Genomic DNA, 18,900 nt, shown 5'->3' on the forward strand with positions numbered 1-18,900 from the left:
TGCCCGCTGTCTGGCTCGCCGCCGCTAACGCGGCTAGACTCGATACGACTGTGCGCCGGGTATAGTTGTTTGGCATCCAAGTCAGCCATTATCCACGTTCGTATTAATTTATTATATTTCTTATATGTTTGGCGAGGGACACGCTCGTTCCCCCAAGTAGTAATATAGAGGTCTACTTCCCGCTGCTTCTCCTGTTCGACCTTCCACTCACAGTTAGCTTGAATACTGAAGAATCCGGCCGCTGATCACGAACTGCACTGTTAAACCACGGAAGTACTGTTAAACCGCGAGTCAGACGAATTGATAGGCGCTTAAGCCCGTCTGACGAGGTCGATCCTTGCCCGGTATTATCAATCGGCTGGACGCAAAGATGATGGTATTATGAAGGATAGTGCCGTCGAAAGGGGGCCTTGGGGATCGGACGTCGATGTCCCCACGCTCCTCGGTGACGACCACGAGGCGTTCGAGGCGGTCCTCTCGGGCGAGAAGACCGGGCCGGTTGCCGTCGTGGGCGATCCCTTCTCCGGACGTGGGTCCGTCCTCGACCGTGCTGTGCGGGATCTGGACGCAACCCGGGTTAGCCTTGATCCGGGCGACGGAGTTGACCAAACCCGGGCGAGGATCAACGGGGGCCAGTTGTGATAGAGGACTGCCAGCACCTGTACGAGCGTCGCATCGGCGGCTTCGAGGCGCTGTCTGCGTTTCTCGACGAGCTGGCGAACGCCGATGTGACAGTGGTGACCGGCTGGAACCGGTACGCGTGGGTGTACCTCGCGGCGGTGCAGGCACTCGACCGGGAGTTTCTCGTCACCGTTGAGATCCAGCCCTTCCCGAAGAACGGATCGCGGAACTCGTGCTAGATCGGGACGACGAACTGCCGGCGTTCGTCGAAGACGACCCCGAACGGGGCGGCTTGGTCGTCGCGACGCGCCACGAGATTGGCTGGCGGGACTGGTCGGTCTCGGTGCCGGTCCCTATGCTGAGCCCAGTTGGAATCAGGGATCTGTTTTCGGATAGAAACCTGGGTCCAAAGGACGTAACGTTCAGCCGGCTCGCTGCTGTTTCGAACGGGAACCTCGGCGTCGCCACGGCCATCTGGGAGGCCCGAAAGGGATCGGAGGTGCGCCCGAGCGACATGACCGTCCCCGAGCCCGACCGGGACCTGAACCGCGAGGAGGCGTTCTGCCTGCGGATCGTACTCGCGAAAGAGCGGGTCAAGCGGGAACAGCTCTCGACGATCATCGATACACTCGACCGGGTCCTCGGGCGCCTCTCGCGCGCCGGCCTCGTCACGGTCGAAGACGATATTGTGGAACTGGTACCGGCGGCAGTGCCGGCCGCCGCGACGGCGACCGAACGGGGGCGGATACTGTGACCGTGCTCCAGGGTCTGGTAGACATCGGGATCGCCCAGGAGACGCTCACGAGAATGGCAGGCGTACTCGTAGCCGCGTACCTGGCCACTTGGTCGTCGGGTACCTGCTCACGGCGGTCGCCGAGCGCCTTCCCCGCCGACGGATCAGCATCAAGATTATTATTCCGATCGCGCGGGTTCTCATCTTCGGAACCGCGGCGTATCTGGTCTTGGGACCGTTGCTCCGACTATCGGCCGCACAGTTGCTCGCAGTGTCGGGACTGTTCGGGGCGGCTCTGGGGTTCGGCCTGAAGGACCTCTTCGCGGGGATAATCGGTGGGCTGGTGCTCGTGACCGAGCGTCCCTACCAGGTCGGCGACAAGATCACCATCGACGACGACCACGGCGAGGTAACCGACATCGACCTCCGGGCGACGACACTGAGGACGCCCGACGACAGCGCCGTAAGTGTCCCGAACGCAACGATGTTCACTGCGAACGTCTCGAACGCCAACAACGGCCAGCCGGAGATGATGGTCGTCGTTGAACTCGCGGTCACTGCCTCTGCTGACGTCGAACGAGTGAGTGCGATCGTCAAGGAGGCCATGATGACCTCGAAGTACGTCTACGTCGACGACGACCACCCGTTCGTGGTCCTGATCGAGGACGAGTCCTACTATCGGACGATTCGCGGCAAGGCGTATGTGGCCGACGTGCGCGACGAGTTCGCATTCGCCTCAGACGTGACAGAGCGCTCGATGGCCGTCTTCGACAGCGAAGGGGTCGAAATGCCCGAGGCGCCCGTTCACGTCTCCGAACACCGCTGAGTCTGCGTGTCGCCTGTCGGCTTCGCCCGACTGAAGCGAGTCTCTCGAAGATCTATTCTGGAACTTATCACTATCTGTCGATGGCATCGACTCTCTTGGACAGCCCTTTCTGTATGAACGGGCACGGCGGGATCCTCGCGAGTGAACGGAGTGAGCGTGGAGCCAGTCGCGGCCGTGACTGAGCGTTAGCGAAGGAGCGGGCACGGCGGGATTCGAACCCGCGATCGAGAGGTTAGGAACCTCTCGCCCTGTCCGCTAGGCCACGCGCCCAAAACAAGTGAAGAAAACGTCGCTGCGGGGATAGGCCGGCACCGCGGTGCCGATTATGCGCTGGTCTCTTTCTCGGTCTCAGTCTCGAACTCGTCGTCGTCGTCGTTGACCGTCGAGTCGGTCTCGAGCGGCGACTCGTTCTCATCGTCGCTCTGCATCTGCTGTAGTTCGTCCTCGACCTGTTCGCGCCCCTTCTTGAATTCGCCCATCGCTTGGCCGGTCGATCGAGCGAGCTTCGGGATCTTGTTCGCCCCGAACAGCAGGACCAACACGAGCAGGATGATGAGGAGTTCCGGGCCCGCCGGAATGCCGCCGATCAGTGGAATCGCACTTACCATCTCTACACCACCGTAGCTCTCTGGTAACTATAGTCTTTTTGCCTCGATGAACGAACTACAGATGTCGTCCGAGCGCTCCCAACCCCATCGATCACGGCGATCCCATGTTCGAGGAGATTCGCACCGGGCCCACCCGCCGAACCCGCTGCCGACGGCGAAACCATGATACTTCGTCGCCGCAACCGGTCTGTATGACCGATGTCGGCGACGACGCCCCGACCTTCACCGCCTCGCTCGTGACCGACGAGATCGAACCGTTCGACCTGTCTGACCGCCTCGGCGACGAGCCGGTCGTGCTCGCCTTCTTCCCGGCCGCCTTCTCGAACACCTGCACGGACGAGATGGAGGCGCTCCGGGACGGGTTCGAACGCGACGACTGCACCCTGTTCGGCGTGAGCACCGACCTCCCACACGCGCTGGCCGCCTACCGGGACCAGTACGACCTCCCGTTCGCGCTCGTCGGCGACCCGGCTCACCGCGCGATCGAGGCGTACGACGCGATCGAGTCGTTCGAGCACTACGGCGTCGACACGGTCGCGCGCCGCGCGGTCTTCGTGATCGACGGTGACGGCGTCGTGACGTACCGGTGGCTCGCCGATAACTCCGGACAGGAGCCCGACTACGACGCACTCGACGCGGCAGTCGACGACGCGAGCCCTTGACATCCTCCCCGCGCTGAAGCGCGAGGATTCCCACGGCACCGCACCGCTGGGTTGGGATGTTTACGGTTTGTAGCTACCACATTGGGCGGCTACTGGCTGTGCCAATCAGCCGTTACTCCTATCCCGGCATGGGATTCGGAGATACTTTTGTTGACTGCACCCGATTCCGACACAGAAGGGGTGCCTTCTGCTTGGAACCGTCGAATCCCGATATTGTCCGATTGATTGGGCGGGCAGGCCGCCTCGGTTTATCGTTAATACAACAAGCGGCTAATTAAATCCTTGCAATGTCGGATTCATCCCCGCGCTGAAGCGCGAGGCTTTCTCCTTGATTCTCCGTAAAAATACGCTTACCGCCGGCCGCGCGATCCGGTGGCCTCTGGCCGTCAGTTCGGGTCGCGGAGCCCGTCGAGCGCCTTCGGGTTCTCCATCGACGAGAGATCTCCGGGGTCCTCGCCCTTATAAATCGACGCGATCGCGCGTCGGATGATCTTCCCGGACTGCGTCTTCGGGAAGGCGTCGACGAACAGCAGCTCGCGCGGTCGGAACGGCTTCCCGTGTTCCTCGCCGACGAGCGTCCGCAGCTCCTCTCGGAGGTCGTCGCTCGGCTCAATGTGGGGTTCGAGCACAACGTACGCGACCACTGCGGTCCCGGTGGTGTCGTCGGGGACGCCGACTGCGGCCGCCTGGTTGACGGCGTCGTGGTCGATGAGTACGCCTTCGATCTCGGCCGGGCCGACCTTTCGGCCGGCGACGTTCAAGGCGTCGTCGGCGCGTCCGTGGAGGAACCAGAAGCCGTCTGCGTCCTTCTGTGCGAAGTCGCCGTGGTCCCACAGATCCTCCCACGTCGACCAGTACTCCTTCAAATAGCGCTCGTCGCCCGACCACAGCGACTTCGTCATCGAGGGACAGGAGTCGCGCGCGACGAGGTAGCCGCGCTCGCCCGACTCTTTGATCGACTCGCCACTCTCGTCGACGATATCGATGTCCATCCCGAGCCCCGGACCGCCCAGCGTGCAGGGTTTCAGCGGCTGGTTCGGCATTGGCATGAGGAAGCAGCCGCAGATCTCCGTGCCGCCAGAGATGTTGATGATCGGGCAGTCGCCGCCGCCGACCGCGTCGTAGAACCAGCGCCACGATTCGGGATCCCACGGCTCGCCGGTCGAGCCCAAGATTCGGAGTGAGGAGAGATCGTGGTCCTCGACCCATTCGTCTCCGTGCTTGCGGAGCGCCCGGATCGCGGTCGGCGAGATGCCGAACTGCGTAATTCCGTGTCGGTCGATCATCTCCCAGAAGCGGTCCGGCTCCGGGTGGTCTGGTGCACCCTCGTACATCACCACCGTCCCGCCGGACGCGTGGTTCCCGATCAGCGTCCACGGCCCCATCATCCAGCCGATGTCGGAGACCCAGAAGAACCGGTCGGCCGGCTTCTGGTCGAAGCCGAAGTGGATCTCCTTGGCGCACTGCGTGAGGACGCCCGCGTGGGTGTGGACGATCCCCTTCGGCTCGCCGGTGGTCCCGGAGGAGTACAACAGCATGGACTCCTGATCGCTCGGGAGCCGCTTCGTCTCGTAGTCGACCGACCGCGACTCGATCGCCTCGGTCCACGTCACGTCGCGATCAGGGTTCCACGGAACCGGGTCCGCAGCGTCGCCCTCCGGCGTCGCGCCCAAGCGGTCGTAGACGACGACGTCATCGACGTGGCCGGCTGCCTCTATCGCCTCGTCGGCGGTCGCTTTCAGTCGCACCTCGCTCCCGCGACGGTAGAACCCGTCCCCGGTGAACAGGACCGACGGCTCGGCGTCTGCGATCCGAGTCGCCGTCGCCTCCGTGCCGAAGCCGGAGAAAATCGGCACTGCGATCGCGCCCACCTTTAAACAACCGTAGAGGATCGAGACGACCTCGGGCACCATCGGCATATACAACCCGACCGTGTCTCCGGTCTCGATCCCGACCGACTCCAAGTAGTTGGCGACGCGGTTGGTCTGTCGGGCCAGTTCGTGGAACGTGACTTCCCTGATATCGCCGGGCTCGCCCTCCCAGATCAGCGCGACTCGGTTGCGGTTCGGCGAGTCGACGGCAGCGTGTCGGTCGACGACGTTGTGCGCGACGTTGATCTCGCCGCCGGGGTACCAGTCGGTGAACTGCGGCCCTCCGCTGTCGTCGCGCACTGCGTCGTACTCGGTGTAGAAGTCGATGTCGAGGTAGTCGACGATCTCGTCCCAGAACCAGTCGACGCCGGAGGCCGGCTCGCCGTCGATCCCCGAGGTGGTCCGGGCGATGAGATCCTCGTAGTCGTCGATGCCGTACTCGCGCATGAACGCAGCGACGTTCGTCGACTCGGCGAACGCCTCGCTCGGCTCGTGTACGATCTCGTCTATTCCCTCGTACTCGTCCATCTCGTCCGGAGGTTTTCGCGGTGACCGTAAGTAATTTTCCTGAACCTTGGGCTACCGCGTGTCGACGCACTCGCCCGCAGTCGAGACGGTCCCGGCGTCGACGGCGACCGTTCCGTCGTACAGGGCGCAGACCGCTGCGTCCCACGCGAGTCGCCCTTCCCAATCGCCGCCCGTCACGACAACCTCGTGACGCCCTGTCGCGTCAACGGTCACCTCGAACGCACGGGCGACGCCGGGGTCGATCCGATCGGTTTCCTCCGCGTACAGCGTCCCATCGTCGCCGCGCACGACCACGTCGATATCGACCGCTTCGTCGCCGTCGTTGCGAACTGTCAGGTCGAGCCGTCCGGAGTCGTTCTCTCCCGATCCGAGACAGCCTGCGACCGCGGAGGCGGTCACGGTCGCAGCCGCAGTGAGGAGTTCACGTCGATGCATAGGTAGCGACTCGTCGCTACAAGACTTGAATACCACACACGCAGCCGTTCGAACGCGACACGGAGCGAGGGCGCTGTTGAAACCCTCTTCAGTAACATCTTCTCGTCCGAAATAGCGGTCTTCAGCAAGAGTTGGTCCAAGATAGTCCGCGTCATCAACGAGAAAAATCGCAGAGCTTTAGCTACCCCGTCACTCGACGTCGAGGTCGGCGAGCATGAGCGTCCACGCGTCGGCGTCGAAGACGTCCGCGTCGAAACCGCTCGTGTCGGTAGGGTCGGGAAGCGGGCGGACGACGTGAGTCGTCGTGGTGGCGAACCGGGCGAGCGGGAAGCTATCGTCCCGGAGGAAGCCGCGATGGCGGAGGACACCGGGGAACACTCGCGCGGGCGCCGTCACGACGTCGACGTCGGCAAGGTCGGCGAGTGCGGCGTCGAGTGCCGCCGCGAACGCGGGCGCGCGTTCCGGATCCGTAGTCATCGGCTGTACGTCCAACAGGAGCGCTTTTTCGGTGCCGTCGACAGTTTCGCGGCCGACCACGAGCGTCGCCACCGGGCGGCCGCCGCGGCGGGCAACGTACGTGGCGACGTCCCAGCGCGGGTTCGCGAACCGCCAGTCGAGATACGTCGTCGTCCGGGGAACGTGGACGGTATCGGGTCGTGTCTCCGTGTACACGGACCGAATCGCATGGGTAGCGGTGCCGTCCACGCGCTGGGCAGACACGTCCGCCATCGACGAGGTGAGGCGGTCGGCGACAGCGAGGACGGCGCGGACCGCCGGTGTCGCCGCTCGAGTGAGTACTGAGGTGTCGTGATCGTCGTCCGTCAGACTGGCGGAGATACCGGCCGCATTCTGGACGCGGTACCGCATCGGTACCGACGCCACTTCGGTCCAGTCGAACTTCTGGAGGCCGGGGCGGAGCGCGTCGCTGGGGAAGTTGAACAAAAGCTCCGCGCGCTCGGCCGTCGTCGACAACAGTTGTTCGGTCATCCGCGTGAAGAGACCGCACTGCCGGTGGTCGGAGTGAACGATCCAGTCCACCGGCTGTCGGACGGGGACCGTCCCTGCCGGGGTCGCGAGCGGAAGTGCTAGCAGGGGTTCCGCGCCGACGACGCGGCCAGCGCACTCTGCGATCACCAGTTCGACGCGGTCGGTGAAGGGGTTGTCCACGAATCGCCAGTCGAACCACGCCGCGCTCTTCGAGCGCCCCCAGACGCTCTCGTACAGCGAGAGGAACGCCTCGCGGTCGCCCGACCCGCCCGCACGTATCGAGTAGTCATCTCCCTCGTCCGTTGCGTCTACCTGTTGCATAGCTGTCGAATACTGCCGATGACACCTTTGGTAGTCACCGAATACTTCGGAACGGATACGAAGGTCTCTCTGAGAGATACGCGTTTGATCAGTTTCGATCCCACTCACACGGATAGATATCAAACTTCAGAAGTAGGCACTACCGTGAGTTACGATCTCGCTGAGTGTTTATTCTCACGACCGATTCATCGCATTTCGGCTGCAAACAACCTCCCGTGAATCGTTCTCTGACACCCGATTCCGGAGGTGATTGCGATCGGCGATCCGGCCGTTATTCGTCCCCTTCGACGTCCGTCTCGCCGCCGTGGACGCTCTCGGAGACGATGTCGACGGAGGCGACCGTGTCGTCCGGATCCAGGTTCATCACGATGACGCCCTTCGTGTTGCGGCCCACTGTCGAGATCTCCTCGACGCGGGTCCGCATGATCTGGCCGTTGTCGCTCATCGCAAGCAGGTGGTCGCCGTAGGTGACCGCCTCGATGGCGACGGCCTCGCCGTTGCGGTCGCCGGTCTTGATGTCGATCAGGCCCTTCCCGTTGCGGGACTGCAGGCGGTACTCGTCCAGATCGGAGCGCTTCCCGTACCCGTTCTCGGTCACGGTGAGCACCCAGTTGTGGCGGTCCTCGTCGATGGCGGCAACCCCGGCGACGGCGTCGCCCTCGCGCAGGTCGATGCCGATCACGCCGCGGGCCGTGCGGCCCATCGCGCGCGCCTCCGACTCGGCGAACCGGATCGCCATCCCGTTTCGACTCCCGATAACGATGTCCGTCCCGCCGTTGGTCACCTCGACATCGACGAGCTCGTCGCCGTCCTCCAGTCGGATCGCGCGGATCCCGGTCGACCGGATGTTGCCGAACTGGTCGACGGCGGTCCGCTTGATGTACCCGTCGCGGGTGACCATCGTGAGGAACTCGTCGTCGTCGAGATCGTCGGTGTTCACCACCGCCTCGATCTCCTCGCCGTCGTCGAGGTCGATGAGGTTGACCGCGGACTTGCCGCGGGCGGTCCGAGACATCTCCGGGATCTCGTAGGTCTTCAACTCGTAGATCTGCCCGTGGTTGGTGAAGACGAGCAGGTAGTCGTGGGAGTTGGCGGCGAACACGGAGGAGACGCGGTCGCCCTCTTTCAGATCGGTCCCGATGATCCCCTTCCCGCCGCGGTTCTGGGCGCGGAACGTGTCGAGCGACATCCGCTTGATGTAGTCGTCTTCGCTCATCACGACGACGCACTCCTCCTCCGGAATGAGGTCCTCGTGGGTTACGTCGCCGACATCCTCGATGAAGCTCGTGCGGCGCTCGTCGTCGTACTCGTCCTTGATCTCCCGTAGCTCCGTGATGATCACCTGATCGAGCTCGTCGGGGTCGCCGAGGATCGTCTCCAACCGCTCGATCCGAGCGGTCACGTCCTCGTACTCCGACTCGATCTCTTGGGTCTCCATCGAGGTGAGCGACCCGAGCTGCATCCGGACGATGTGTTCGGCCTGCGCCTCACTAAACTCGTAGTCGGCCTCAAGTGCCGCCTTCGCGGCGTCGCGGTCGTCGGAGTTCTGGATGGTCTCGACCACGTCGTCGACCTGTTCGAGCGCCTTCAGCCGCCCTTTGAGGATGTGCGCGCGATCCTCGCGCTCTGCAAGCTCGTGTTCGGAGCGGCGCCGGACCACGTCGCGGCGGTGCTCGACGTAGTATTCGAGCGTCTGCTTTAAGTCCAGCACCTGCGGCGAGCCGTCGACCAACGCGAGGTTGATGACGCCGAAGGTGCGTTCGAGGTGGCTCTCTAACAGCTGGTTCTTGACGACCTCGGCCATCGCGTCGCGCTTGAGCTCGACGACGACCCGGATCCCGTCGCGGTCGGACTCGTCGCGGAGGTCGCGGATCCCCTCAATCGAGCCATCGTTGACGTCCTCGGCGATGCGCTCGACGAGTCGGGACTTGTTCTGCTGGAAGGGGAGCTCCGAGATCACGATCCGACCCTCCTCCTCGTCGACCTCGAACTCGGCGCGGACGCGAACGCGACCGCGGCCGGTCTTGTACGCCTTGTGGACCGCGTTCCGACCGACGATGTTCGCGCCGGTCGGGAAGTCCGGCCCCTTGACGTGTTCCATCAGATCCTCGACGGTGCAGTCGGGCTCTTTGATCAGCGCGACCGTGGCGTCGATCACCTCACCGAGGTTGTGTGGCGGGATGTTCGTCGACATCCCGACCGCGATCCCGGAGGAGCCGTTGACGAGCAGGTTGGGGAACGCCGCCGGCAACACCTCGGGCTCTTCGAGCCGGTCGTCGTAGTTCGACGTAAAATCGACCGTGTCGCGTTCGATGTCGGCTAACAGCTCCTCGGCGATGGGGGACATCCGAGCCTCCGTGTACCGCATCGCGGCCGGCGGGTCGCCGTCGACGGAACCGAAGTTCCCCTGCCCGTCGACGAGGGGGTACCGCATCGAGAAGTCCTGGGCCATCCGCGCGAGCGTGTCGTAGATGGCGCTGTCACCGTGCGGGTGGTAGTCACCCATCGTCTCGCCTACCACGGATGAGGACTTGCGGTGTGCCGAGTTGCTGGTGACGCCCGCCTCGTGCATCGCGTAGAGGATGCGTCGGTGAACGGGTTTGAGCCCGTCTCGAACGTCGGGGAGCGCGCGACCCGCGATCACCGACATCGCGTAGTCGATGTACGACTGCTCCATCTCGTCTTCGATGCGGGCGTTCGTCACCTGCGCGGCGCCGACGTCGCTCGGGTCGGCGTCTGGCACGTCGGAGCTCATATATCCACCCACTCCGCCTCGGTGGCGTGCTCTTTGATGAACTGCTTGCGCGGCTCGACCGCGTCACCCATCAACACATTGAACATGCGGTCGGCGGCGGCCGCGTCGTCGATGTTGATCCGCTTGAGCCGCCGGTTCTCGGGGTCCATCGTCGTATCCCACAGCTGATCGGGGTTCATCTCGCCGAGGCCCTTGAATCGCTGGACCTGGGCGGGGTTCCCGTCGCACTCTTCCGCGACGATCCGGTCGCGCTCCGCCTCGGTCATCGCGTCGTACGTCTCGCCGCGGTACCGGACGCGGTACAGCGGGGGCTGGGCCGCGTACACGTAGCCCGCTTCGAGCAGGGGCTTCATGTGGCGGTACAGGAGCGTGAGAAGCAGCGTCCGGATGTGGGCGCCGTCGACGTCGGCGTCCGTCATGATGATAATCTTGTTGTACCGGACATCGTCGATGTCGAACTCCTCACCGATTCCCGCGCCGATCGCGGTGATCAGCGCGCGGATCTCGTCGTTTTCGAGAATCCGGTCGAGCCGGTGTTTCTCGACGTTGAGGATCTTCCCTTTAAGCGGGAGGATCGCCTGGTTCTTCCGATTTCGGCCCTGCTTGGCCGAGCCGCCCGCGGAGTCGCCCTCGACGACGAACAGCTCCGCCTCTTCCGGGTCGCGGGTCTGACAGTCGGCGAGCTTGCCCGGCAGCGCCGTCGACTCCAGCGCGGACTTGCGCCGGGTCAGCTCTTCGGCCTTCTTCGCCGCCTTGCGCGCCCGCGCGGCCTCCGCGGCCTTGTGGACGACTTTCCGGGCGGTGTCGGGATTCTCCTCGAAGAAGGTCCCGAGCTTGTCGTGGGTGGCGGACTCGACGATGCCGCGGACCTCGCTGTTGCCGAGCTTCGTCTTCGTCTGCCCCTCGAACTGCGGGTCGGGATGTTTCACCGAGATGACCGCCGTGAGCCCCTCGCGCACATCTTCGCCTTTGAGGTTCGCCTCGAGGTCGTCGACGAGCCCGTGAGTGTTGGCGTAGTCGTTGACGGTCCGGGTCAGGGCGGTCTTGAAGCCGGTGAGGTGGGTGCCGCCCTCGCGGGTGTTGATGTTGTTCGCGAACGCGTGGACGGAGCCCTGCAGCTCCTCGGTCGCCTGCATCGCGACCTCGACGTGGATGTCGTCGTCCTCGTCTTCGAAGTAGATGACCTCGTCGTGGATCGGCGTCCGCGCCTCGTTGAGGTAGCCGACGAACTCCCGAATGCCGCCCTCGTAGCGGAACGTCTCCTCGTCGCCAGCGTCGTCGACGCCCTCCTCGTCGCGCTCGTCGATCAGGGTGACGGCGACGCCGGAGTTGAGGAACGCCAGCTCACGCAGGCGGCTGGCGAGCGTCGAGAACTCGAAGGCGGTGGTCTCGAAGATCTCCTCGTCGGGCCAAAATCGGATGTACGTGCCCGTCTCTTCGTCGTCGTTGAGGTCGCGAACGCGCTCGAAGCCGTCCTCGGCGGGCTCGCCGCGGGCGAACTCGTGACGGTAGACGCCGCCGTCGCGTTTCACCTCGACCTCCAGCCGCTCGGAGAGGGCGTTGACGACGCTGACGCCGACGCCGTGGAGTCCCCCAGAGACCTGGTAGGACTTGGAGTCGAACTTCCCGCCGGCGTGGAGAATGGTCATGATCACTTCGAGCGCCGGGCGGTCGTACTTCTCGTGGATGTCGACCGGGATCCCTCGACCGTCGTCGCTGACGCTGACGGAGTTGTCGTCGTGGATCGTGACCGTGATATCGTCGCAGTACCCCGCGAGCGCCTCATCGATGGAGTTGTCGACGACCTCGTAGACGAGATGGTGGAGCCCCCGACCGTCCGTGGACCCGATATACATCGCCGGACGTTTACGGACGGCCTGCAGGCCTTCGAGGACCTGGATCTGGCCGGCTCCGTATTCGCTCTGCTCTGACATAGAACTTGGTGGAGGTAATCCATGCCGGGTTATAAAGTCGGCGCACGCGCGCGGGCGTGAGAGTCGGATCCACCATAAACGGTGGTCTACTCCATTACAAACAGTGACCTACCGTCGGTCGAGGGCGACCCGCGCCCGCTCGATGATCGCGGCGCGGACCCGATCCGGAGCCGTACCCTTGCTGCCCTCGCCGAACCGAACGGGCGTCTCCCTCGCGATCGCCTCGACGACTCGGTCGGCGACCGCGTCGACGGTCGCGCCCGCGTTCCGCCGATCGAGGTCGTCGACGACGCGCTCGAACCGGTCGTCGGTGGCATACTCCGAAACGATCGCCTCGATATCGTCTGGAACGTCGACTTCCGGAACGGTCTCGCCCGCGTCCGTCGCCGTACCCGCTGCGAGAAGCTTCCCGCGTCCTTGGCGCTTGTTGCGCACGACGACCCCGGCGGCCGGACCGTCGCGCCACGCCGAGTCGGGGATCGCGTAGGCCTCCGGGTCGAAGTCGCGGGCGTTCACCTCGCGCTCGACCGCGTTGACCGAGTCGAGGCCGACCCCCTCAAAGATGGCCGCGGCTGCGTCCGGCGGACGGAACGATCCCGTCCCCGACGCCGCCTGTGACCCCGCCTGCGACGCGATCCACACGTCGGTCCCGAGGAACGGCGGAAGCCGGTCCCAGTCGTAATCGGTTCCCTGATAGTGGGTGGCGACGCCGAAGAAGATCACGCCCTCGGGGTCGTCGACCGCGTCTCGGAGGGCCTCGCGGTCGAACCGGTCGCGGACGTGCCTGACGGCGGGCCGGAGCGCGATGGGGACCGTCTCTGGGTCCGCGTACGTCGTTTCGGGGTCGCCAAAGCGGAGGAGGCCGGACTCGTCCATCCGGAATCGGAGCCCCGTCCCGTCGATCAGTTCGAGGAGCCAGAGGTGGCCCGTGAGGAGGTCGTCGGGGGCCTGCGAGTCGCGAACGTCGGGAAGGTGTGGGAACGAGCGCATGGGTGGGCGATGATGGGTCGTCGAAGCGTGCGTCCCGGAGCGGGTTGGCTCTTGGGAGTCGACAGCGTGGCCCAACGTGCACGCTGAGCCCGCCCGACTGTGCCTCTCGCTCCCACAGCTACAAGCCGCCCCCAGACGTACCGGCGTCCGATGCTACCGATCGCAGACTCCTTCGAACACGACTATCAGGGCTGTGAGATCCGGTACGGCCGCGGGCGCGTCGCCGAACTCGGCGATGCCCTCGACGAACGGGAACTCGGTGACGCCCTCGTCGTCTGCGGCTCGAACGTCGGCGCCAACGAGGACCTGATGGACCCGATACGCGAAGGGCTCGGTGACCGGCTCGCAGGGGTCTTCGACGGGACGACCCCGGACAAGCGCGTCGAGACGGCGTTCGATCTGCTCGATCGACGGGCCGAGGTCGGCGCAGACGCTCTCGTCGCGGTCGGCGGCGGGAGCAGCCTCGACATCGCGCGGCAGGCGACGCTCCTCGATGTCGACGGGCGGGACCTCGCTGACCTTCGCGCGGACGCTGAGGTCGGGGCGGACGCGCTCGGCGACCTCGCACCCAGGACCGACCCCGCGCTCCCCGTCGTCGTGATTCCGACGACGTTCGCGGGCGCAGACGTCTCGACAGGCGGCTCACTGGAGGTGCTCGACGCGGACGCCTCGCCCACCGGCCAGCCGATGACGGTCAGCGGCGGGGGCGCGATGCCCGCGATCGACCTCGCGGACCCGGCGCTGTTCGAGACGACCCCGCAGTCGGTGCTGGCGGGCTCGGCCATGAACGGATTCAACAAGGGGATCGAGACGCCGTACGCTGCCGACGCTTCGCCCGTGAGCGACGCGACCGCGGTCCACGGGACGCGGCTCCTGCGGGACGCGCTCCCGCACGTCGCCGGCGACCGGCCCGACGATCCGGCGGCGACCGACCGCGCCGTGGTCGGCGCGCTGCTCGTCCAACTCGGACGGAAGATCTCGGTGATTCACGCGTTCGGCCACGGCTTCGCGCGTCGGTACGACGTACAGCAGGGGACCGTCCACGCGGTGGTCGCGCCGCACGTCCTCGCGTACCTCTTCGACGAGGTGGACGCGAGCCGGCGGGCGCTCGCGAACGGGCTCGGCGTCGCGACCGCGGGCCGCGACGACGCCGCGATCGCCGAGGACGTGGTTAGCGAGGTCGCCGCGGTCCGCGACTCCCTCCCGGTCCCCTCGCGGCTCCGCGAGCTGGACCCGGTCGACGAAGACGATTTCCCCGCGATCGCCGAGTACATCGCCGACGACTGGTCGATGGAACAGGCCCCCGCCGACCTCGACGCGACGCCCGAAGCGATCGAGGGTGTGCTACGCGAGGCGTGGTGAAGATCGTTTATAACTGGTGCTGGATGCGACGTGGCTCACTTATAAACAATAGCGCGGTGGCGCGTGCCGGCGAGGCCGCCCCGCGGCCGAGCCCCACGCGCGAGGGAGTCGCTGGCGGCAGTAGCCGCCAGCGACAAGGCTGGGGAGGCACGAGGTGCGGCCGCAGTGCGGGGCTTTGGAGGCATTCGTATCGATCAGTCCTTTATAAGTAACCACGACAGCGTACAGCCGAGCGGCCGGGGATTTGGCGGTGTTCACCGCCGATCCGCAGACAACCGTTTAAAAGTGACCGCCTTAGTCGTCCACGGGAGCGTCCGGCCGGTACGCCTCGCTGATCGCCTTCCACTTCCCGGACCGGAACCGCCAGTAGTTGATCGCGGCGGGGATCGTCGTCTCGGCGACGAACGCCAAGTACACGCCCCACAGCCCGATCGCGGGGAGCGCGATCTCCGGGATCGTCACGCCGAGCCCCGGCACGTCGATGGCGGGCGTCGCCTCGTACGCCCCGACGTACGCCAGCGGAATCGACACGCAGAACATGCCGAGGAACTGGCTCGCGAAGGGGATCTTCGTGTCGCCGGCCGCGTCGAGCGGCCCCGCCGCTCCACCCGAGATCCCCTGGAAGACGACGGCGACGCAGGCCGCGTACACGAACGTGATCGCGATCGGCACCTCGGGGCTCTCCGGGCTCTCCGCGAACAGCGCCACGATGTCGCCTGCGAAGACGGCCGTCAGCGCCGCGAAGACCACGTACGTCGCCACGGAAAAGCGGATGATGTCGCGGGCGTACGCCTCCGCCTCTGCGGGGTCCTCGCCGCCGAGCTCCTGCCCGACCAGACTGGAGGAGGCGAGCCCGAAGCCCCAGCCGGGGGCGTTCATGATCCCCCAGATACGCCGGGCGATGACGAACGCGGCGACGGTGTTCTCGCCGAACACGTCGAGGATGGCGAGCATTGGGAACTCCGCGGCCGTCCACACGAGGTTGCGCGCGCCGACCGGAACCCCGATCTCGACGAGGTCGTGGAGCATGTCCGGGTTCACGTACGAGCCGAACGGGTCGATCGCGATCGGGAACTCGCCCATTCCGGGGAGTCGCCCCCGCAGGAGCCCGACCGCGAACGCGGCGACGGCGAGCACGTTCGAGAGGACGGTACCGAGCGCGGCGCCCTCGACGCCCCACCCCAGCCCGAAGATGAACGCGGCGCTGAGCACGATGTTCGCGATCGCGCCGCCGGCTCGAACCTGCATCGCGGTGTAGGCGTCGTCGCAGCCGACCAGCACCCGGCTGCCGACGAGGTTGAGCGCGGCGAATGGAACGCCGAGCCCGACGATCCGGAGGTAGTCGGCGCCGAACGCGATCGCGGCCTCGTTGCTGCTCAACACGTCGATGAAACGCGTCGGGAACGTCCAGAAGGTGACCGAGACGGGGATCGTGATCACGATAGCGAGGAGGACGCTCGCCCGGACGGCGTCGCCCAGTTCCGCGTACGCCTCCGCGCCGAACCGCTGGGAGACTAAGGCGATGGTGCCGCCGGCGACGCCGCCGCCGAGCGCGAACGCGAGCCCCCAGTAGGGGCCGGCGAAGCCGACGCCGGCGACCGCGCTGGTGCCGACGGCGACGCCGACCATCGCCACGTCGACCGCGTTCTTCGACATCCGGGCGATCCCCGTGACGATCCGCGGCCACGCGAGGTCCGTCGTCCGGACCACGCGGTGACGGTCGATCAGCCCCGCCCTCGCGAGGGCGAAGCCGATGTATAAGATTAGCGCACGGAACGGGTTCGGGAGGCGGGCCACTGCGGATACGCTCCTTTCTCTGTGGGTAGTAAAGGGATTTCGTCACGCGGCGGGCGTTTCCGGATCGGGAACCTGAAACGCGGCGACGACGGCGAGATCGACCTCAGGTACCAGACCACAGGCGCCCGATCTCAGGCGCCCGAGACGAGGTACACCGACGCCACGGCGAAAGCGATCCCCACCGCCTTCCGAGCGGTGAACGACTCGCCCAGAAAGACGAAGCCGATCACCGAGGAGAACACGAGGAACATCGCGAAGATGGGCGTCACGACGCTCACCGGACCGAGCGCGAGCGAGCGGTACAGCGCTAAGATTCCGATCCCGAGGAAGACGCCGGCCGCGAGCACGTGGACGATTTTCGGCGAAGTGAGATGGCCGACGAACCCCTGTCCGGTGTACGCGAGCACGCCCACGGCCATGCAGATGAGAAGCGAGTTAGAGATCACCACGGCGACGTCGCTCGGGACCGCATTCGGTCCCGTGGTCGCGACCCGCATCAGCGGCGAGACGAGCGCGTACGCGCCCATTGCGAGGAGCGCGTAGGGGAGATAGGTAGCGTCCATACCGGCCGGTCGGCCGGGGCGAACTAGTGCCTACCGAACCGCGGCCACCGATCTACGTTTCACAGCGCGAAGCTACTGACCTGTGCCCGCCGAGTCCGTCGATTCCGCGGACTCGGCGTGCTCCGAGCCGGCCCCATTGATGGGTACCGCGTCGCCCGTGGGAACGGAGACCGTGACGATCGTCCCGTGGGGCTCCCGCTCCGCGAAGGAGACGCTCCCGCCTACCTGGTCGATCCCCCACTTCACGATCCACAGGCCGATTCCGCTGCCGTGCTCCAGCGGCGTCTCCGTGCCGTGCGCCAGGACCTCGTACTCCGCCGGGTCGATCCCCGGCCCGTCGTCGGCGACAGAGAGTTCGACCCAGCCGTTCTCGACGGCCGCCTCGAGCCACACGGACGGCGCGGCCGCGTCGTTGTGCTCGACCGCGTTCGAACAGAGGTTCGACGCAACGACCCGGAGGGTCGCCGGCACGCTTACATCCGGTAGATCGCCGTCGACCGACACCCGTGCGTCGGGAGATTCTGCGCGGAGGTCCGCGACCGCCTCGTCGACCACCTCGGACAGCGGGACCGGCGGCTCCGGCTCCGAGACCGGGTCGAACAGCTCGCTGGCGGTCCGGGTGCGCTCGCTGAGATCGAGGATACGCGAGGCGCTCTTCTTGACGATCGACAGCGCCCGTTCGTCGCTCGGGTTCGTCATCAGCTGATCGGCGTACCCGTGGATCAGGTTCGTCTCGGTCCGAACGTCGTGCCGGAACACCCTGTTGAGCACGTTCAGCCGCTGCTGCTGGCCGAGGTACTCGCCCACGTCGTGGAAGACGATAAGGCGGCCGACCGCTCGCCCGTGGTCGTCGCTCACGCCTCGCACCGTGATCTCGTAGGGCTGCCGACCGTTCCGCCCCACGATCGAGAGCGGGCCGATGTCGCCGCGATCGCCGTTGAGCGAGTCGTAGCGGGGGATGACCGTACTCGCCGCCTCTCCAACCGCCGTCCGCCGGTCGACTTCGAACACGTCGGCAGCACTGCGGTTCAAGTCGAGTACGTGGCCCTCGGTACCGACGACGAACACGGGATCGTGAAGCTGCTCGAACACCAGCTGGCGCGCCCGCCGTCGCGGCGCGGGCGTGAGCGTGAGCAGGCGGAACCGCGAGAGCGCGAGGAGGTACGCGACCCCGGAGACGGCGAATGCGAGCGGCGTGGGATCGAGTCCGGGAACCGGGATGGCGCCAGTAACGTGGAGGAGGCTGCTGACCCACGGTGCCGCCGTGCCCACGAGCAGCGCCGCGCTCTGTCCTCGGAACGGGCGGGCGTCGTCACGGACGAGCTGGAGGATCGGGACCGATCCAATCAGCCCCAGAAGGTAGGTGTAGCCGGCGATGACGTAGTACCACGGCCCGGGGTCGACGCGGAGAAACGACCCGACTGCGGTGTCGGCGACCTCACGGTTGGCGACGATGAGTCCGGCCGGGTCACCCGTCGCGACCACGAGAACGGTTATCGCCGGCGCGACGCAGGCCGCCGCCACGACTCCGGGTCTCACGTACCGGTCCCGGCCCGTGTACTCCAGTGCGAACAACAGCCACCCTACCGGAACCAGCACCACCCCGACCCACTGAATGTCGTACCAGAGCGCCTTCGCGGCCAGCGTCGACGCCTCCAACTCGAAGACGAGAAACGTCGTCCACCAGACCTGCCCGAGGAGCAGCAGCGCGAGCCACGTCGCACCCGCGTCCGGGCGCTCCCGCCACGCGAGGATCGCCGCGGAGGTGCCGGTCACGACCGCGGTGAGTAGCGCGACGGAGAGTGGACTCAGGCCGATCACAGTTTATTCCAAAAGAAGGAGGTATAAATCATTTTGTTATCCTGATCCGACATCCCCGTTCGGCCGGGGGCCGAAGACGAGAGGGA

16 protein-coding genes and 1 tRNA gene are annotated in these 18,900 nt (G+C 65.9%); 6 read left to right on the forward strand and 11 right to left on the reverse strand.

What is annotated here, in order from left to right; translation table 11 throughout:
- Positions 1-381 precede the first annotated feature (381 nt).
- The 4 genes from HLAC_RS04860 (at position 382) to HLAC_RS04875 (ending at position 2,180) form a co-directional block, all read left to right on the forward strand.
- Positions 382-642, forward strand: coding sequence for a hypothetical protein (locus HLAC_RS04860; RefSeq protein WP_015909729.1), 261 nt, complete (start codon positions 382-384; stop codon positions 640-642).
- Positions 639-860: a hypothetical protein gene (locus HLAC_RS04865; RefSeq protein ID WP_015909730.1), complete on the forward strand. Its 222-nt coding sequence runs from the start codon at positions 639-641 to the stop codon at positions 858-860. The genes HLAC_RS04860 and HLAC_RS04865 overlap by 4 nt, the downstream gene beginning before the upstream one ends.
- Positions 854-1,375 carry a hypothetical protein gene (locus tag HLAC_RS19210; RefSeq protein ID WP_015909731.1) on the forward strand — a complete coding sequence of 174 codons (522 nt, stop codon included), beginning with the start codon at positions 854-856 and terminating at the stop codon, positions 1,373-1,375. Before HLAC_RS04865 ends, HLAC_RS19210 begins: the two co-directional genes overlap by 7 nt.
- A gap of 88 nt (positions 1,376-1,463) precedes the next feature.
- The gene (locus tag HLAC_RS04875) at positions 1,464-2,180 is read left to right on the forward strand and encodes a mechanosensitive ion channel family protein (RefSeq protein WP_015909732.1); all 717 of its coding nucleotides are present in this window, start codon (positions 1,464-1,466) and stop codon (positions 2,178-2,180) included.
- 197 nt (positions 2,181-2,377) lie between these two features.
- On the opposite strand, the gene HLAC_RS04880 is transcribed toward HLAC_RS04875, so the two are convergent.
- A tRNA-Arg gene (locus HLAC_RS04880) sits at positions 2,378-2,450 on the reverse strand.
- 53 nt (positions 2,451-2,503) lie between these two features.
- On the reverse strand, positions 2,504-2,788 hold the full coding sequence (locus HLAC_RS04885) for a Sec-independent protein translocase subunit TatA/TatB (RefSeq protein ID WP_015909733.1): 285 nt from the start codon (positions 2,786-2,788) through the stop codon (positions 2,504-2,506).
- Positions 2,789-2,979: 191 nt separating this feature from the next.
- On the opposite strand from HLAC_RS04885, the gene HLAC_RS04890 reads away from it, so the two are divergent.
- Positions 2,980-3,450 carry a redoxin domain-containing protein gene (locus HLAC_RS04890; RefSeq protein WP_015909734.1) on the forward strand — a complete coding sequence of 157 codons (471 nt, stop codon included), beginning with the start codon at positions 2,980-2,982 and terminating at the stop codon, positions 3,448-3,450.
- A gap of 386 nt (positions 3,451-3,836) precedes the next feature.
- Here HLAC_RS04890 and HLAC_RS04895 read toward each other — a convergent pair whose 3' ends face one another.
- The 6 genes from HLAC_RS04895 to HLAC_RS04920 form a co-directional block, all read right to left on the reverse strand.
- Positions 3,837-5,849, reverse strand: a complete 2,013-nt coding sequence (locus HLAC_RS04895; protein WP_015909735.1) for an AMP-binding protein — start codon at positions 5,847-5,849, stop codon at positions 3,837-3,839.
- Positions 5,850-5,900: 51 nt separating this feature from the next.
- Positions 5,901-6,284 carry a hypothetical protein gene (locus HLAC_RS04900; RefSeq protein ID WP_015909736.1) on the reverse strand — a complete coding sequence of 128 codons (384 nt, stop codon included), beginning with the start codon at positions 6,282-6,284 and terminating at the stop codon, positions 5,901-5,903.
- A gap of 189 nt (positions 6,285-6,473) precedes the next feature.
- A complete protein-coding gene (locus HLAC_RS04905; protein WP_015909738.1) occupies positions 6,474-7,592 on the reverse strand; it encodes a GNAT family N-acetyltransferase in 1,119 nt (372 codons plus the stop codon).
- 271 nt (positions 7,593-7,863) lie between these two features.
- A complete protein-coding gene (gene gyrA / locus HLAC_RS04910; protein WP_015909739.1) occupies positions 7,864-10,347 on the reverse strand; it encodes a DNA gyrase subunit A in 2,484 nt (827 codons plus the stop codon).
- Positions 10,344-12,281: a DNA topoisomerase (ATP-hydrolyzing) subunit B gene (gene gyrB / locus HLAC_RS04915; protein ID WP_015909740.1), complete on the reverse strand. Its 1,938-nt coding sequence runs from the start codon at positions 12,279-12,281 to the stop codon at positions 10,344-10,346. The genes gyrA and gyrB overlap by 4 nt, the downstream gene beginning before the upstream one ends.
- 108 nt (positions 12,282-12,389) lie before the next feature.
- Positions 12,390-13,271: a hypothetical protein gene (locus tag HLAC_RS04920; protein WP_015909741.1), complete on the reverse strand. Its 882-nt coding sequence runs from the start codon at positions 13,269-13,271 to the stop codon at positions 12,390-12,392.
- 150 nt (positions 13,272-13,421) lie between these two features.
- Between HLAC_RS04920 and HLAC_RS04925 the strand changes: the two genes are divergently transcribed.
- Complete coding sequence (locus HLAC_RS04925) at positions 13,422-14,633, forward strand: iron-containing alcohol dehydrogenase family protein (RefSeq protein ID WP_015909742.1); 1,212 nt, start codon at positions 13,422-13,424, stop codon at positions 14,631-14,633.
- A 294-nt stretch (positions 14,634-14,927) separates the two neighbouring features.
- Here HLAC_RS04925 and HLAC_RS04930 read toward each other — a convergent pair whose 3' ends face one another.
- From HLAC_RS04930 to HLAC_RS04940, 3 genes are all read right to left on the reverse strand, one after another.
- A complete protein-coding gene (locus tag HLAC_RS04930; protein ID WP_015909743.1) occupies positions 14,928-16,430 on the reverse strand; it encodes an MATE family efflux transporter in 1,503 nt (500 codons plus the stop codon).
- 131 nt (positions 16,431-16,561) lie between these two features.
- A complete protein-coding gene (locus tag HLAC_RS04935) occupies positions 16,562-16,993 on the reverse strand; it encodes an EamA family transporter (protein WP_015909744.1) in 432 nt (143 codons plus the stop codon).
- Between the two features lie 72 nt (positions 16,994-17,065).
- Positions 17,066-18,814: a histidine kinase N-terminal 7TM domain-containing protein gene (locus HLAC_RS04940; protein ID WP_015909745.1), complete on the reverse strand. Its 1,749-nt coding sequence runs from the start codon at positions 18,812-18,814 to the stop codon at positions 17,066-17,068.
- Between the last annotated feature and the right edge of the window lie 86 nt (positions 18,815-18,900).

Source organism: Halorubrum lacusprofundi ATCC 49239 (assembly GCF_000022205.1).
Classification (GTDB): domain Archaea; phylum Halobacteriota; class Halobacteria; order Halobacteriales; family Haloferacaceae; genus Halorubrum; species Halorubrum lacusprofundi.